At 67.6% G+C, this 15,752-nt stretch carries 14 protein-coding genes; 8 read left to right on the forward strand and 6 right to left on the reverse strand.

All coding sequences use genetic code 11. The features are described from left to right. Positions 1–2: 2 nt before the first annotated feature. The 8 genes from ACR9ZC_RS20400 to ACR9ZC_RS20435 are packed head-to-tail and all read left to right on the forward strand — an operon-like array spanning position 3 to position 6,487. Positions 3–695: an FHA domain-containing protein gene (locus ACR9ZC_RS20400; RefSeq protein WP_481581693.1), complete on the forward strand. Its 693-nt coding sequence runs from the start codon at positions 3–5 to the stop codon at positions 693–695. Continuing rightward, the gene (locus tag ACR9ZC_RS20405; RefSeq protein WP_481581694.1) at positions 689–2,095 is read left to right on the forward strand and encodes a FliI/YscN family ATPase; all 1,407 of its coding nucleotides are present in this window, start codon (positions 689–691) and stop codon (positions 2,093–2,095) included. The genes ACR9ZC_RS20400 and ACR9ZC_RS20405 overlap by 7 nt, the downstream gene beginning before the upstream one ends. Continuing rightward, the gene (locus tag ACR9ZC_RS20410) at positions 2,076–2,582 is read left to right on the forward strand and encodes a hypothetical protein (protein ID WP_481581695.1); all 507 of its coding nucleotides are present in this window, start codon (positions 2,076–2,078) and stop codon (positions 2,580–2,582) included. Before ACR9ZC_RS20405 ends, ACR9ZC_RS20410 begins: the two co-directional genes overlap by 20 nt. Beyond that, a complete protein-coding gene (gene sctQ / locus ACR9ZC_RS20415) occupies positions 2,579–3,628 on the forward strand; it encodes a type III secretion system cytoplasmic ring protein SctQ (protein WP_481581696.1) in 1,050 nt (349 codons plus the stop codon). The genes ACR9ZC_RS20410 and sctQ overlap by 4 nt, the downstream gene beginning before the upstream one ends. Further along, entirely contained in the window at positions 3,625–4,287 is a 663-nt protein-coding gene (gene sctR / locus ACR9ZC_RS20420) for a type III secretion system export apparatus subunit SctR (RefSeq protein WP_481581697.1), read from the forward strand. The genes sctQ and sctR overlap by 4 nt, the downstream gene beginning before the upstream one ends. A 5-nt stretch (positions 4,288–4,292) precedes the next feature. Further along, positions 4,293–4,556, forward strand: coding sequence for an EscS/YscS/HrcS family type III secretion system export apparatus protein (locus tag ACR9ZC_RS20425; protein ID WP_481581698.1), 264 nt, complete (start codon positions 4,293–4,295; stop codon positions 4,554–4,556). Between the two features lie 6 nt (positions 4,557–4,562). Next, on the forward strand, positions 4,563–5,372 hold the full coding sequence (sctT, locus tag ACR9ZC_RS20430; RefSeq protein ID WP_481581699.1) for a type III secretion system export apparatus subunit SctT: 810 nt from the start codon (positions 4,563–4,565) through the stop codon (positions 5,370–5,372). Continuing rightward, the gene (locus tag ACR9ZC_RS20435; protein ID WP_481581700.1) at positions 5,369–6,487 is read left to right on the forward strand and encodes an EscU/YscU/HrcU family type III secretion system export apparatus switch protein; all 1,119 of its coding nucleotides are present in this window, start codon (positions 5,369–5,371) and stop codon (positions 6,485–6,487) included. Before sctT ends, ACR9ZC_RS20435 begins: the two co-directional genes overlap by 4 nt. On the opposite strand, the gene ACR9ZC_RS20440 is transcribed toward ACR9ZC_RS20435, so the two are convergent. The 6 genes from ACR9ZC_RS20440 to ACR9ZC_RS20465 all read right to left on the reverse strand — a co-directional run bounded on the left by ACR9ZC_RS20440 (position 6,488) and on the right by ACR9ZC_RS20465 (position 15,751). Continuing rightward, positions 6,488–8,605 carry an FHIPEP family type III secretion protein gene (locus tag ACR9ZC_RS20440; protein WP_481581701.1) on the reverse strand — a complete coding sequence of 706 codons (2,118 nt, stop codon included), beginning with the start codon at positions 8,603–8,605 and terminating at the stop codon, positions 6,488–6,490. It abuts the gene before it with no gap. Between the two features lie 74 nt (positions 8,606–8,679). Next, entirely contained in the window at positions 8,680–12,180 is a 3,501-nt protein-coding gene (gene tssM, locus ACR9ZC_RS20445; protein WP_481581702.1) for a type VI secretion system membrane subunit TssM, read from the reverse strand. A gap of 45 nt (positions 12,181–12,225) precedes the next feature. Continuing rightward, positions 12,226–13,569, reverse strand: coding sequence for a type IVB secretion system protein IcmH/DotU (gene icmH, locus ACR9ZC_RS20450; RefSeq protein WP_481581703.1), 1,344 nt, complete (start codon positions 13,567–13,569; stop codon positions 12,226–12,228). Beyond that, a complete protein-coding gene (gene tssK / locus ACR9ZC_RS20455; RefSeq protein ID WP_481581704.1) occupies positions 13,551–14,891 on the reverse strand; it encodes a type VI secretion system baseplate subunit TssK in 1,341 nt (446 codons plus the stop codon). The genes icmH and tssK overlap by 19 nt, the downstream gene beginning before the upstream one ends. After that, the gene (tssJ, locus tag ACR9ZC_RS20460) at positions 14,878–15,492 is read right to left on the reverse strand and encodes a type VI secretion system lipoprotein TssJ (protein WP_481581705.1); all 615 of its coding nucleotides are present in this window, start codon (positions 15,490–15,492) and stop codon (positions 14,878–14,880) included. The genes tssK and tssJ overlap by 14 nt, the downstream gene beginning before the upstream one ends. Beyond that, the gene (locus ACR9ZC_RS20465) at positions 15,485–15,751 is read right to left on the reverse strand and encodes a hypothetical protein (protein ID WP_481581706.1); all 267 of its coding nucleotides are present in this window, start codon (positions 15,749–15,751) and stop codon (positions 15,485–15,487) included. The genes tssJ and ACR9ZC_RS20465 overlap by 8 nt, the downstream gene beginning before the upstream one ends. Position 15,752 lies beyond the last annotated feature (1 nt).

Here is a 15,752-nt window from a genome sequence, read left to right on the forward strand (position 1 = left end):
CCATGCTCGAACTTCGCATCTTGAGCGGCTTGCATCGCGGCGCCGCATTTCCGCTCGACGGCGACACGATTCGCCTCGGCAGCAGTCCCGACAACGATCTCGTGCTGTGCGACCCGGGTATGCCGGCGCACGCCGGAACATTCTCGCGCGGAGTCGACGATGTATGGTCGTTTCGCGCCGGCGGCACAGGCAAGGCCGCCTGTCCGATCCTGGTAGGCGCCGGGACACAGGTGGCGATCGGCCCCGCTTGCGCGAAAATCGCCGACGAACAGGCGCCGTGGGACGCGGGCCTGGCATCGTCGAGCCCGGCGGGCAGCGGCGGTTGGCGGGCAGCATTGCGTACTTCGATCGCGGAGCTTGCCTGCGTTGCGGCGTGCGCCGCGATCCTGCTCTGCGCAGCGTTGCTATGGCTCGGGTCCACGCGAAACGCACGCCCCATCGACGCGGCAGGCAATGCACCTGCGGCATCGCAGACGGTCCGCCCTGTCGAGGCATCGATCTATCCGCCGCCCCTGACCGTCGCACGCGCCCCGCTCGACGTCGCGAGCGTACGCCACGGCCGCCACGGCTTCGTCGTCACTCGTGAAGGACAAGTCCTGGCGCCCGGCTATCGATGGCGCGATTACACGCTACAACGAATCGAGCCGCACAAGATCGTGTTCTCGGGTGCGGGCGTCGCGGAGCTCGCATGGTGACGTTCGCGCGCCCGTCGTCCGATGCGTGCGATTCGGCCGATACCGCCTCGCTCGAAGCCCGCCTCGCGGCGTGGCTAGGCCGGGTAAACGAGCGCTGCGCCGGCCGGGCCACTGCGCATGCACTGGGTCATGTCGTCGAAGTCAGCGCCACGCTCATCGCCGCGCGATTGCCTCGCGCCAGAGTCGGGCACTTGTGCGAACTCGATTGCATCGACGCGCATGGCCATCCGATGCTCGCCGAAGTCATCGGTTTCAACGATTCACGTACGCTGCTCGCTCCGCTTGCGGCCACGCAGGGCCTGGCACCGGGCATGTCGCTGCGATCGCTGGGACGCCCGCACGACGTCGAAGCGGGAACATATTTGCTGGGTCGGCAGCTCGATGGCCTCGGGCGACCGCTCGATGCCTCGCCCCCCGTCGTGCCGTCGGGCCGGCACGCGCCGCGTGGATGCGTGCGCCGGCCCGTGCTGGCAGATCCGCCTGCGCCGCTCGCACGGCCGCGCATCGTCGATGCGCTGACGACGGGCATTCGCGCGCTCGACGGGGCGTTGACGTTGGGCCGCGGTCAACGCATCGGCCTTTTCGCGGGACCGGGTTGCGGCAAGACGACGTTGATCGGCGCGCTCGCACGCGGCATCGACGCCGACGCCGTCGTCCTCGGGCTCGTCGGCGAGCGCGGCCGCGAACTCAATGAATTCCTCGAGCGGGAGCTCGATTCGGCTGTGTCCGCGCGAACCGTCGTCGTCTGCGCCACCTCCGAGCGGCCCGCCATGGAGCGCGTGCGCGCCGCTTTCACCGCCACGGCGATCGCCGAGGGGCTCAGCGCGAACGGCGCTCATGTACTGCTGCTCGTCGATTCGCTCACACGCGTCGCTCGGGCTCAACGGGAGATCGGCATCGCGGCCGGGGAGCCGACAGGGCACGCTGGGTTGCCCCCCTCCGTCTACGCGATGCTGCCGCGCCTCACCGAGCGAGCCGGGCCGTTGCCGCGGGGCTCGATCACTGCCGTCTATACGGTATTGACCGAAACGTCGACGCTCGATCCGATCGCCGAAGAAGCGCGCTCGCTGCTCGACGGGCACATCGTGCTGTCGACGGAACTGGCCCAGCGCAGTCATTTTCCCGCGATCGACATACTCGCGAGTACGAGCCGAACCATGGACGCGATCGTCGCCGAATCGCATCGAAACGACGCGGCTCGGTTGCGCTGCCTTTTGTCGCGGCATCGCGATCTTCAGCTACTGCTGACGCTCGGCGAGTATCAAGCAGGGCGCGACACCGAAAACGACGACGCCGTCGCGCGTCATCCGCGCCTTCTCGCATTCCTGCGTCAAGACACGCGTACGCCGTGCCCATGGCGCGATACGCTCGAGCAACTGCATGCTGTCGTCGCTAATTGATCCACGCGTCCTGCGCCTGTTGGGCGGACGGGCGGAGGCCCGGCTCGCACGGGCCGGCGAGCTCGTCGCCGATGCCACGCGCGATGCGAGCGCGGCATCTCACGAACTCGAATGCGCGCGCCGCGTACTGGCCACCCTCGACCTCGAAATCGCGCGCACACGCGAAGCGCTTCGGCGCCGCATTGCGCAAGGCGCTTCCCATGCCGACTTCCTGAACCGCAACGATTTCGTGTGCCACGAGCACGGCTATACGCATCTCATGGCGCGCCGCTCCAACGCAGGCTCCGCCGTCGACACGGCGAACGAGCGATTCGAGGTCGCACGCGCCGCGCTGGCCGCAGCCCTGGACACTCAGCGCAAGTGTTGGCGCCAGCGGGAAAAATATCGGCTGGCCGAGCGACTGTCGGCTCGGGTGGGCATCGAGGATCCCGTCGACCTGTCGTCGCTGGCCGTATCGTCGACACCACCGATGCGAGTGCAGGGATGACGCATTCGCACCGCGCGATAGTCCTGCGCCGGGCTGACGCGGCTCACGTCGCGAAAAGCCGGCTCGCCCGCATACCGACCCTGCGCGTCTCGCTGGGCGACGCCAGTACCGCCACGCTCGAGCTGCGCGGCGCAGCGCGCACCGCTCTCGTCGAAGGCCGCGGGCTCGCCATCTCAACCCGCTTTGGCGGCATGAGTTGGCACCATTGCGAAGCATGGTTGCTCGCGCTGACAGGCATCGATCCGGGTCTGGCCGAGCACCGCGCGGCGCGGGAGGCCTTCGTGCACTACGCCCTGGCGGCATTGCCCACACCGCTCGGCGCCGCGCTCGGCGACCCCCGCTACGACGCGTGCGCGGGCCCTTCGCAAAGTTCGTGCGCCGGCAGTGACGACATCCTCACCGTCAGCCTCAGTTGCACGATGCCGCACCTGCGCGTTGCGATGCTCGTGCGCCTCAGTGCCGATGCGCTCAACGAGATGATCGAGCACGGTCCCTGGCAATTCCCGTCGCCGGCCATCGCCCCGTGGCTCGAGCACTTGCCCAGTCGCGCACGCGTGATCGCCGGAACGCTTGCGCTGCCGTCCGCCGACATCTCATCGCTCGCGAGCGGGGACATCCTCCGCCTGCTTTCGTCCGCGTTCGACACGGCCGGTGTCGGACGTGTCGTTTTCGCCGGCCTCGCCTGGCAAGTCCGCTGGCGCGACGCCGATTCCAGCTTCGAAGTCCTTCATGCGATGCACGACGATACCTGCCCCCCTCAACCGTCAACCGCCGGCCTGCCGCCCGATACCCCGAACCCGGTCGACCCGGCGCGCCTGCCCGTGCAGTTGTCGTTCGTCATCGGCACCCTCGATCTCTCGCTGGGCGCGCTCGCCGCCGCCAGCGGAGGCACGCTGCTTCGGCTCGCCGAGGGCATGCCGCCGACCGTGCGCATCGAAGCCAACGGTGTGCCCATCGGCTATGGCGAACTCGTCGATCTCGACGGCCGGCTGGCCGTCGAGATCACGCAATGGCACAGCGAGTCCGGGAACGGCGCTTCGCCATGACGCCCGATCAGCACCCGCTCGCCCTGCTCGTCCTGCTCGGCACGCTTTCGTTGCTTCCGCTTGCCGCGATCACGATGACTTCCTATCTGAAGATATCGGTCGTCCTCGTCCTTGTACGCAACGCAATCGGCGTGCAGCAAGCGCCGCCCGCGCTCGCACTCAACGCCGTGGCGCTGGCCGCCACGCTTTTCGTGATGGCGCCGACGCTGAGCGCGTGCCTGGACGAAGCGCAACGGAGCGCCTCATCGGCAACGGCCGGCGCCGTTTCGGGACGCGAGCAGATCGCGCGGGCCCAGGCGATCGCCGAACCGCTACGTCAGTTCATGCTGCGTAACAGCAGACTGGAAGAACGCGAGCGGTTCGTCGAGCTAGCGCTGCACGGTTCGCCCGACAGGACGCGAGCGGCCGCCGCGAATGACTGGAGCATCGTCGTCCCCGCATTCGTCGTCTCGGAACTGCAGGCCGCATTCGAAATCGGCTTGATTCTTTTCGTTCCATTCGTCGTCATCGATTTACTCGTCTCCAATGTCCTGCTCGCGCTCGGTATGCAAATGGTGGCGCCCACGATGGTTTCACTGCCGCTCAAGTTGCTGCTTTTCGTGGTCGCGAACGGATGGGGCCGTCTCATCGAAGCGCTCGTCGTTTCGTATCGAAGCTGAAGCCGATGCCCGATTCCCTCGCCTTCATGCAGCATGCGCTCATTCTCACGTTCAAGATGTCGCTGATCGTCGCGCTCGTCGCCGCCTGTGCGGGTGTCACGATGTCGCTCGTGTTGTCCGCCTTCCAGATCCAGGATCAGACGCTGCCGTACGCCGTCAAGCTCGTGGTCGTCTGCGCGACGCTCGCCGCGAGCGCCCACCCGTTCGGTATCGAACTCGTCCGCCTGGTCGAACAAGCATTCGCGCTCGCCGCGCTGCCGCGCGGATGAACGTCCGTGTCCGATCCGCTCACGAACCCGCTCGGCCCGCTGCTGCCCCTCGTTCTTGCCCTCGGTCTCGGCGCGCTCCGCTGGGTGCCCGCACTGATCCTCGTGCCGATTTTCGCTCCGCACGCGCTGTCGCGCATCGCGCGAATCGCCGTTGCACTGGCGCTTGCGCTGCCCATCGTGCCGGGTCTGCTGCCAGCCATCGCGGCGCGCTCGCCAAGCCCCGGTCTCGCACTGGGTCTGGCAGCGAAGGAATGCGGTATCGGCCTGCTGCTCGCGACCGTCCTCGCCGTTCCATTGTGGGCCGTCGAGTCGGCGGGGACTTGTCTCGACTATCAACGCGGCGCGAACCCACAGGCGCTCGACCCGACCGCATCGCCGGACGCCTCGGTCTTCGGCGCCTTGTTCAAGCACGCCTCCTGCGTCTATCTGATCCACGCCGGCGCGCTTCATGCGCTCGTCGCCGTCGTCTACGCAAGCTTCGCCGTCTGGCCGCCACTCGCGTGGCTGCCCGCGCTGGACAGCGGCACGTGGGCCGCGATCGAGCCATTGCTGACCGCCATGATGCGTCTGGCCGTCCTGCTCGCGCTGCCCTATTTGCTCGCACTCGTTCTCGTCGAAGTCTGCTTCGCCGTGCTCTCTCGAGCCGCTCCGCGGTTTCCGGCGTATGTCGCAGCGTTGCCGTTCAAAAGCGTCCTCGCGGTGCTCGTCGTCGCGCTGAGTCTGCCCGCGCTCTTCGATGCGCTCGCCCAAGCCACCTTCGCGCATGCCGAGGCCGCCATGCACCTCCTCGATCGCATGCGCGCCGACAGGCCATGAGCGAGAAGTCACTGCCGCCTTCCGAGAAGCGGCTGCGCGATGCGCGCGCCAAGGGTAACGTGGCACGCAGCGAGCCGCTCGGCGCATTGCTCGTCCTCGCCGCATCGACGGAGCTTCTTTTCTGGGGGCTCGACGCCGCCTGCGATGCCTGGCTCGATATAGCGGGCCTCGCGCTGGAGGCGATCTCGGCCGCGCGCCCGCTCGCTTCGGCGGCGCGGCTCGTGAGTGCATGCGCGCGACTCATGGTGCCTGTCCTCGCTTGCATCGGCGCGACCGCTTTCGCTGCAACCGTATGCGGCGCGTGGATGGCAGGGTCAATGCATTTCTCGCCGAAAGTGTTGGCGCCGTCGCTCGCGCGGCTCGATCCGCTTGCATATTTTCGGCAGATCGTTTCCGCTCGACATCTCACGGCGCTGGCCATCTCGCTCGTCAGCGCCGCGGCACTCGGCATAGCGGCCACGCTCGCACTCGCCGATCGTGTACAAATCGTGCCGACGCTGCTCGCCCGGCAATCGTTGGCTGCGAACTGGCAAGCCGGCGTCGAAACCGCCCACTTCGTGATCCGCGTGCTGCTGGCCGCGCTCGCCGCTCCCGCATTCGCCAGCGTGTGGCTCGCGAAACGCCATCATCGGCGCGGACTGCGCATGTCGCATCGCGACATGAAAGAGGAACTGAAGCAGACCGCCGGCGACCCGCAAGTCCGGGCGCGCTTGCGCTCGGCGCTCATCGAGGCATTGCTGGCCCCGGCCGGCCCGACGCTCGATGCGCCTCGTTCGGGCCGCGCGCTCGTGACGAATCCGGAGCATATTGCCGTCATGCTCCACTACGACGGCAAAACGCAATCGGTGCCCGTCGTCGTTGCCAAAGGCGTGGATGAAGTCGCCCGGCAGATGATCGACGCGGCACATCTGACCGAGATTCCCGTTTTCCACTTCCGCAAGCTCGCACGGCGGCTTCACGCCGACGTCCAGGTCGAAGCCACGATTCCCGCGGATTGCTATCGCGCTGTGGCGGTCGTCTACCGGCTTGTGGACAAACTCGATACCCTCGATGCACGCTGCACCGAACCGATCGAAATCGACGATCTCTTCTTCGACGAACGAGCCGAGATGTGATCACGCCGCATCGCGCGAGATCGTCCCCACTGCGCGCACACGCTGCGTCGGCGTCACTTCCGTATAGGCCAGCACATAGGCGTCGAACACTTCGTCGCGCAGCAAGAGCCGCAGCGGGCGGCGCAAGTCCTGTGCCGTCAGCACGACCGGTGTCGCGCCATGCTCGTCCGGCGGCCGGCATAGCTCGGCCGCACGCGTCAGCAAGTACCCGGCCGTCTCGGGATCGATCGCAAACGTCCATCCCTGCGCGCTCTGTTGCAGCGAAGCGCGCAACGTGTCTTCGAGCGCGCGATCGACGAGTACCGCGTGAAGTATGCCGTCGCGCGCAAATTCCTGGCATATCTGCGCCTGGAGCGCGAGGCGCACATGTTCGGCGAGCATCGCCGTGTCCTTCTCCCTCGGCGCCCAACCGACGAGCGTCTCGACGATGACGCGTACGTTGCGAATCGACACGCGCTCGCCGACGAGCAACCGCAACACTTCGGCGAAACGTGGCAGCGGCATCACCTGCGCCAGCTCCTTGGCCGCGGCCGGCGTTTCGCGCTGAAGCCAGCCGAACACGAGTTGCGCTTCATGGATCCCGACGAAGCGCGCTGCATGACGATGCAGCACCTGCGTGACGAGCCGCTCGAAATAGTCGACGGCACCGATGCCCGATGCGAGCGCGCCGGCGTCTATCCAACGCTCGCGTTCGATCCACACCGCCTTCGCAATGAGCGGGTAGCGCTGCGCAACCGCATGTACGCGAAGCGCGTCGTCCGATATCGCCTCTTCCCTGACACACAGGCTGTCGCAATGAAAGCGTCCATCCGCGGCAACAACCTCGTGAATGGCCACTTCGTAGGCATCGCCTTCGAGCCGGCGCACACGCTGGATGTCGATGTTCGGCACGGTCATGCCATGATGCAGCACGAGCCGGTTGCGCGCGCGCCGCGCGGCGCGCTCGAATCGAGCGAACCGCTCGTCGCCGGCCATGTGCTCCGAGATGAATACGACGATCGGCCGTATCGGCACGATCTGCCGCATGTCACATTCGTCAGGGATCGGCGAATCCGGGTGCATTTCCGGCTCGTCCTTGCGGCGGGAATCGACGCCGGCCCGCTCGCGGCGCAGGCCGAGCGCACCGAAGCCGAGCATCGATGCCGAGACGAGCGCGAATGCTATCCACGGCATCCCGGGTACGGCGGCAAACGCTGCCGCAACGGTGCCGGCGACGATCCATGCCGCCGGCGCCGCCCGCATCTGGCCGAGCACTTCGCGGCCAAGCGTCGTGCCCTGCGGCGTCTGCGCCTCACCACCGCGCGTGATGAGGACAGCCGCGGCGATCGAGATCAACAGCGCCGGGATTTGCGCCATCAGACCGTTGCCGATGGTCAACACGGCATAGCGATGAAGCGCCTCGCCAACCGTCATGTCCTTGTAGACGACGCCGATGGCCATGCCCGCCGTCAGGTTGACGATCACGATCACGAATCCCGCCACCGCATCGCCCTTCACGAACTTCATGGCGCCATCCATGGCGCCGTGCATCCGGCTTTCGCGCGCAAGCTCCGCGCGCAGGTGCGCCACCATGTCCGGGCGCGCGAGGCCGGCGCGCACGTCGGCATCGATGGCCATTTGCCGTCCCGGCATCGAGTCGAGCGAAAAACGCGCGGCCACCTCCGCCACGCGCTCGGCCCCCTTGGTGATGACGACGAACTGCACGACCGCCACGATGAAGAACACGATGGCACCGACGACGACGTGATCGCCGGCGACGAACCGGCCGAATGTCTCGACGATCGCCCCTGCGTCGGCGTGCATCAGAATCGAACGGCTCGTGCTGATCTCGAGGCCGAGCCTGAAGAGCGTCGTCAACAGCAGCACCGCCGGGAAGCTCGAGAAGGCGACCGCATTCGGCAGATAGAGCGAAAGCGCGATGAGCAACAGCGCTGTCGCGATATTGAGTGCGACGAGCGCGTCGATGACCGGCGTCGGCAACGGCAGCACCATCATGAACACGACAAGCGCGACGATGATAGCCACGACGGCATCGCTGCGCGCGCCGAATCGATGCAGCCATTCGAGCGTGCGCGCGAAGACTATGCGCGGTCCACCCTGAGCATGATTGATATCCATAGCGCATTGAGTAACGCGCGGACCCCGAGCGGTTCCCTGGGTACGCGCTTCAGGCGCGCTCCGGCACGCTATGATTAGAGCGTATCGACAAGCTGGAACTTGCTCAGCGCGTCCAATGCGAACGGATTGACGACGCTGCTGGCCGCGAGATCGAGCGACACTTTTCTGCCGCCGAGATCGAAGCTCAGATCGAAGCTGTCGGCCCGCTTGCGTGTCAGCTTGCCCAGGTCGAGCAAGCGAAACAGGCCCCACTGGCCCTGCGCATCGACCGCGCTGCGCCCGCCGGCCGCCGCGGGTGCGAAGTCGATTCGCGTGGGCTGTGGTGCGGCTGCGCCGGGCCAGTCGAACGAGACGGCGCGTCGCGGATCGTGCTGATAGTCGAGTGTTTTACCGGCGAGCGTCAGCACGAAACGCGTCAACGCAGGATCCATCGATTCGGGCGTGAGCGCGAAGCGCACCTGCATCGTCCGGCTGCCGTCCGGAAAGAACGCGTCGCGAATCGCCGCCGCTTCGCGGAACATCTCGAGCGTCTTCGCCGACATGCCCAGCGCTTTCGCCGACGGTTTCCAGCTCCAGTGGGGCGTGGACATATCGACATACTGCTGCACGTTGTTGCGGAAAAACGTATCGATGAGACCGCCGGGGCCGAATACGCGCGTGAAATCGTCGAGCGTTACGTCGACTTGCGACGTCCTCACGAACGGATAGCGTCCGTCCAGCGCGGCGTGACCGAAAGGCGCGACGCTCGCGCGCCATAGCGCGTCGAGGCGCAACCGCTCGCCGGCAAGCGTCGCCGCGGTACCGCTTGCGGAGAGTCCGCGCAACATGCCGGCCATCGGTTGCGGCACACCGAGCGCGGCTTGATCGAGTGCCGTGAGCGCATCGCCCGGCGGCGCGGGGAGGCCATTCGCATGGGCGGCGTCGACGGCGTCGAGAAAAGCGCCTGCCGCGGCAAGCTCGCGCTGCACCTCATCGAGCGCGGACGGTTGAGCGTCACGGCCCGAGGCCACGAACCGATGCAACGCTTCGAAATGGCGGTCCACGGGCCGGCCATCCGTGGGCCGACCATCCGCCCCAGGCGCCCCCGAAGCCCCCGGCGCGGGCCCATTCGCCGACGTAGCATGCTTGGCACGCCCTGAGCCGAAGATCGTTCCGGCACGCGCGAGCATGGTCCGCCATATCGATTGCGTCGCATGCCCCGGGCCCTTACCGCCATCGAGGGCACCAGTCGCATCGCCGGCCAGCGTCGTTTGCGTGGCCGCCGTCATCAAAAACGTGCGCAGCGGCGAATCCGGCCGTGCCAGGAATTTCACGATCGACGCGCCGTCACTTCCTTTCGGCAGCGGCCGCAGCGAGACGTCGTTCAGGATGCCGTCCCATGCCGCGATGTAACGGTCGAAATAATAGCGGTCAATGTCGCCGCTCAGCATCGCCCGGCGTGCGGGATCGCCCGCCGGTGCCATGATGCCGCCCATCACCCAGGCATTGCGATCGAGCGCTTGCAAGGTCTCCTCGCGCAACCCCAGATACCGCGCGTAGCCTTGGCGCGTGTAGGCCCCCGGCACGCCGTCGGTCAGCGGCTTGCCGCTTTTGCGAATGAGGACGAGCCCCGCGTCGTCGCCGCCCATCATGTCGACCGAAAGCGGCTGCGGCATCGCTTCTTCGAGCTCGGGACGTATCGTGTCGAAGACGCGCTCGGCCACCGGAACGGTACCGATGGAGGCACGCGCGCTCCCGACGAGCTCCGCATTGAGCGGCAGGTCGGCCTCGAAGCTGCCCGTCCCGAAGAGCGCGTCGACATGCTCGAGCCAATCGGCTCGCTGCGCGTCGGTGAGCGGCAGCGAGCGCGCGTCGCTGGCGGCCCATGTCCGTACCGCGGAGGCATCGAAGTGGGCTCGATCGCCCAGCATTAGATAAACGCGCAGCGCAGCGTAGCGAGCCCCCGCATCGAGGCCCGGAGCCGCCAATGCGCGAGCGAGCCGTCGCGCGACGAACGGCTCGATCGTCGCGCGCAGCAACGCCTGGTACCGCAAGCTGGCAGCGGTGCCGAGCTGCTCGCTCTGGCTCAGCCCGAAGCGGGAGGCGAGCGGCACGCGCGCGTCGCGCTGCGCATAACCGAGCGGCAGATTCCTCGCGGCATCGAGCACCGGCAGCATCGAAGCCGGCGCGTCCGAGTCCACGCCGACGCGGGCCAGCTGAGTCAACCTCAGGTCCGCGCGCTCGAGGGCCGCTATCGATGCGAGATTGCGTTCGTAGCTGATCGCGAGGCACGCAGCCACAACGAGCGTGCCAAGGGCGATAGCGGCCCAAGTCGCCCGGCGCGCGACGCGCTGCCGGCGCGTCGACGGAAGCCGCCGGCCTGCGAGGCCTGCCTCGCGAAACACGACTTCACGCAAAAGCCGCTCGATGAAGTAGCCGCGCCGCCGGCCGCTGCGCTCGCCACGACTCTCGCAGGCGGCCGGCGGAGCCGCCGTGAAGTAGACGCCGCGCAGCATGGCGTCGTCCATGTACGGCGACGCACCGAACGCCTCCTGCAAAAAGCCGCGCAACGACGGACCGAGCGCAGCGAATCGCACGGGAAACCCGTAGATCGCCGCACTGAGCCCCGGTTCGCCGGACGACGGCAACGATTCGACGACTCGCGCCTGCAGCCGGCGCACGAGCGCATCGAACCGGCTGCCGAAAGATGAGAGCGGCGAGCCCGCGTCGCTATCGACCTCGAACGTCGTGCCCCACACCTGAGCCCGCGCTCCCTCGTCCAGCGATTCAAAAAACGGCTCGAAACCCGGCAGCCGGTCGCATCGCGTCACGACGACATAAACCGGAAAGCGAATGCCGAAGGTGCGATGCATCGCATCGATGCGCTCGCGTATCGATGCGGCGCTGTCGTCCAGCCAGCCTGCGTCGACCGTGACGATGGCGCCATCGATCGCGCGCATCCGCCGGGTTTGCCGGAGCTTGCGCAGCAACGCTTGCCAGCCGTCTTTTGCGTCGTGCCCGTGCGGCGAGGCTTCGATCAGGATCGCCTCGTTGGCGAGCCACCAGCGGTACGGCGCAAGATCGTCGTCGACCTCCGCAAGCGCACGCTCATGCGAAAATTCGAGCCCGCTCGCCTCCAGCATCGCGCTCTTGCCGGTGCCGTGCTCGCCGAGCACGAGATACCACGGCAGCTTGCGCGCGCGCCAATGGCCGGCGCCCGGCAACCCGTTGCCGCGGATCAGCGCGAGCGCGCGGCGAAAGCTGCGCTCGAGCGCCGCCCGCGTGCGTCTTGCCGTGTCGGCCGAGGCTGCATCGGCCTGCGCCTGGCTATGGTCCTGCGTTTCGTTGCGCGGCGCCTTGCGCACGATACGTATATCGCGCAGGCATTGCACGAGCCAACGCCCGAGCGCGAATGCCGCCCAGCATGCGAAGAGCGCAACCACGAGCCACGCGCGTGCCGACGGGCTGGCAAACGGCGTGCGGCCGTTGTAGCCGACGCGCGGCGCCTGATGCCAAATCAGCGTGAGTCCGAGGAGCATCGCCAAGGCCGCAGCGAATGTACGCCAGCTCACGCGTTCAACTATGCGAGGGATCACTTTTCTCATCTCCGACAAGCGCGGCGGACACTGCCCGTCGCGCACTCATAAGGCCGCGCCCGGCGCAAGCACGGTGATGACGACACGCCTGTTGCGCGCGCGTCCCGCGGCGGAATCGTTCGACGCGATCGGATCGAGCGCGCCGCGTCCTTGCGCGAGAAAGCGCTCGGGCCTGCCTGCTTCTTCGCGCAGCAGCTCGACGACGGAGGACGCGCGTGCAAGCGAGAGCTGCCAGTTGCTTTGCCCGCTCGCAAGCGGTGGTCGATCGTCCGTGTGCCCGACGACGATCACGCGATCCGCGGTGCCGTCGAGCGCCGCGCCGATACGCCGGATCAGCGGCACGTCGTCGGGCCGTACCGTCGCGCGTCCCGACGCGAAGACGCCGTCGCTGAGCAGCGTGATGACGGCACGATCGGATGTTCCACCCACCGTCACGCGTTGGCTGGCAATCTCGGGCGCGAGCAGCGCGCTCAGCCTCTCGCGTAAGGCGGTTTCAGTCACCGCGGGTGCGGCCGCAGGCCGCGGCGCGGCAGTGGCAAGACGCACGGAGCGCAGCGAATGAATCACGGGCTGCGCTTGCTCCTGCAGCCGGTGGTCGAATACGGCCCCCAGTGCGGCGAGAAAAACGAGTACGCCCGACAGCGCCAGCGCCGTGCCGTTGACGTACCGCCGCCGCGGTAGCGGCGCATGATCGGCCTGCCATTGGGGCGAAAGCGGCGCGCGCACTCGGCCGCGTTCGGCCACGATGAGGCGGCGCAGTGTGTCCCGAACGCGCTCGAGTTCGGCGTGGCCGCGTGGCATCAATCGATAGCGCCCCGCCATGCCCAGCGACAAGATGACGAACAGCAGTTCGAGCGCATCGAGATGGCGTCGCGGCTCCTGCGAAAGCCCGTGCAGTATCGTGAAGAAGCGCTCGCCGCCCGACGCTTCGCCGAAAAACGTCACCAGCAGGCTTCTTGCGGCCCAGGCGCCACCGCCCCATGACGTTGCGGCAATCGTCTCGTCGATGAACGTGCACAGGCAGTAACGCGCGAGCGCAACGGTTTCGGCATCGATGCCTTTGGCGGTCGTTTCGTCGCCGAAGGTCTCGATCATCCCGGCGAGACGCGCGCGCAGCGGTTCCAGCGGCTGGGCCGCGCGTGTGTCGCGCAGCGCCGCGCCTGCCTCGATGAGCGCGTGCGCGGCACCGACGAGCGGATTCAGCCCCGATGCGAGCGCGGCCCGACGATGGGCCTCGGATAACGGCAGCAACTCCGCATCGATACGCGTTTCTTCCGGCGCCACCTGTTTCTCGGCCGCCATCGTGGCGGCTCCGCTTTCGCCCGCAGCGGGATCCAACGCGGGAGCCGGCGGCAGGCTCATATTCTCGATCATGGTCGAATCGCCCACAGCTGCACCTCCAAGCCAGGAAAGTCACCGGCGACATGCAGCGCGATTGCGGCCGATGCCACGATCTGCGGCCATGAGTCGTCGGACGTGTCGAGCGCGAAATAGCAATAGCCGGCGCGAAACGGCAATTGACGCGGCGCCACCGGCAATCTGCGCAAGGCGACGCCCGGCAGTTGCAGATTGACCAGATCGTGAATCCGCTCGACCGGGCCCACCTTCGTTTGCGCAGGCAGCGCCATCGAGAGCGCTTCCGTCGCCATCTCCGCCTTCACCGCGAGCACGAACTCGGCGGTCTTCAGCAGCCGCGTATCGGGCACGCGCGCGATGCTGACGCCGAACTGCGATTGCTCGAGGCCGATCGCGACCGCCTGCGGCTCCATCACCAGACTGAGCGATCGACGCAGTTCGTCGGCGAGCGGCGCGAAGGTGTCGGCGAGCGCGTCGTGACGGTATGGCGCACTTATCGCCGCGCGGCGACCGCTCGCAGTGAAGCCCGCCAACTCGCCCGCCAGTTGCAGCAGTTCCCGAAAGAGTGCCTCGGGATGCAGGCCCTTGACGCTCGCGAGATGTCGCATGAGCGGCTCGTTGCGATTGACGAGCTGCAGCAGCAGAAAATCGGCGATCTCGGCCGCGCCGTTGGCCCCCGGCTGAGCGAGGCGCGCGGCCAATGCGTCGCCGCGCTGCCGAAGCATGCCGGCCAGCTCCTCGATCAACGCCGCGAGTCGGCCGGCGACGCGATAATCGAGGCACGGCGGCACATACCCGCGATCGAGTACGACGCCGTTCGCCTCGCTGCACTCGACGACACGCGCAACGCCGAGCACGGCATACGCCTGCGTCACGTCGTCGGCAAATGCGAGCGACAACCGCAGCTTGCCCACCTCCATCTCCGTGCCTTCGCGCGAGTCCTCGTTGTTGTCGACGACGACGCACGCTTCGCGGCGGTAGCGGGCATAGCTCTCGCCGGCCGTCTTCTGCTCGCTCGCCATCTCCGCCACGCCGGGCCGCCTGAGCGGCAGCGCCAGCACGACCAGCGCGTCGCGGCGTGTCTCGGGAACGTCGAGCGGCAGCGGCAGCTCGTCGTCGAGCGGGAGCACGAACGCGGTTCCGTCGGGCATGATGCCCTCGCACGCCGTCAGCGCCACCTTGCCGAGGCCCAATTGCGCCTCGTCGATGGCGAGCTTCCAAAAGCCCCACCCGTAGTGCCGCCGCGTGCCCCAGCGCGAATCGATCTGACTGAGCCAGTAGCGGTCTTGCTGCTGAAGATGCTGCTGTTGCAACAGCATGCCCTCGGACCAGACCACCCGGTTATTCCACGTCATGATGATCTCCGTTTCCTATCGCGTTCGGCGGCGGTCGTTCGTTTGCGCCCCCGAACATGCTCGTCGCGGCCTTCCAGACCGGACCCATCCAGCGCGTCACGAGTCCGCGTTTCGGCGCGGGATGAGCCGGTGTCGTATCGGCCAGCGTCACCGCCGAACTACCGAGCGTCGCCGTCAATTCGACGGCGCCCGCGCTGCCGAGCGTCACCGAGGCGCGCCACTTTGCATCGTCGATGCGTTCGTACGCCGCCACGACGGCGACGGCGCGCGTCGCCGGATCGAGCAAACGCACGAGCGGCACCGTCTCGCCCGGGCTCACCGTGATCTCGGCGCGCCGCAGCAGCGCGCCCTCGAGCACGCGTGCGTCGTGGTCGTACAGTTCGAAGAATGTCGCGCGATCGAGCGCATCTCTCGCACGCAACTCGTAGATCCGGACGGTCACGGGCGTCGGCCGACCCTCATCGTCGGGATTGAGTGTCGGCGACGCATGAATCGTCACGGAAAGCGTCGCCTGCGAGCGCGGAACGGGACTCGCACATCCCGCAAGGGCCGCCGAAATGACGATCGTCACCGCCTGCAGGCATCGCCGAGCGCTATTCATCTGCGCTCTCCCGTGCAGGCGTGGCGCGCTCGCAGACCGGCAGGCGAAAACCCTGACGCTGAGGCGGTGCGTGATCGGCGCGTGCCGCATTCGACACCTCTGCGACGGCCCCACCCGTCGCAGGCGTGCCGAGCCCGAGCGGGTCGCGCGCGGCCACCACGGATGCGCCACGCGCGAGAAACGGCGAACCGGCCAACAGCCGCGATGTCGAGCGCGATGGATCGAGCGCGTCGACGCATTTCGGAAGCGTTGAGGTCATG

The organism is Trinickia sp. HAY1-2D (genome assembly GCF_056754935.1).

Bases quoted from the DNA above. Each gene is read 5' to 3' on its own strand.
- ACR9ZC_RS20410 (WP_481581695.1), top strand. From the start codon at position 2,076: ATGCTGTCGTCGCTAATTGATCCACGCGTCCTGCGCCTGTTGGGCGGA.
- ACR9ZC_RS20440 (WP_481581701.1), bottom strand. From the start codon at position 8,605: ATGGATATCAATCATGCTCAGGGTGGACCGCGCATAGTCTTCGCGCGC.
- ACR9ZC_RS20435 (WP_481581700.1), top strand. From the start codon at position 5,369: ATGAGCGAGAAGTCACTGCCGCCTTCCGAGAAGCGGCTGCGCGATGCG.
- tssK (WP_481581704.1), bottom strand. From the start codon at position 14,891: ATGACGTGGAATAACCGGGTGGTCTGGTCCGAGGGCATGCTGTTGCAA.
- ACR9ZC_RS20465 (WP_481581706.1), bottom strand. From the start codon at position 15,751: ATGACCTCAACGCTTCCGAAATGCGTCGACGCGCTCGATCCATCGCGC.
- tssJ (WP_481581705.1), bottom strand. From the start codon at position 15,492: ATGAATAGCGCTCGGCGATGCCTGCAGGCGGTGACGATCGTCATTTCG.
- sctR (WP_481581697.1), top strand. From the start codon at position 3,625: ATGACGCCCGATCAGCACCCGCTCGCCCTGCTCGTCCTGCTCGGCACG.
- ACR9ZC_RS20425 (WP_481581698.1), top strand. From the start codon at position 4,293: ATGCCCGATTCCCTCGCCTTCATGCAGCATGCGCTCATTCTCACGTTC.
- ACR9ZC_RS20405 (WP_481581694.1), top strand. From the start codon at position 689: ATGGTGACGTTCGCGCGCCCGTCGTCCGATGCGTGCGATTCGGCCGAT.
- ACR9ZC_RS20400 (WP_481581693.1), top strand. From the start codon at position 3: ATGCTCGAACTTCGCATCTTGAGCGGCTTGCATCGCGGCGCCGCATTT.
- sctQ (WP_481581696.1), top strand. From the start codon at position 2,579: ATGACGCATTCGCACCGCGCGATAGTCCTGCGCCGGGCTGACGCGGCT.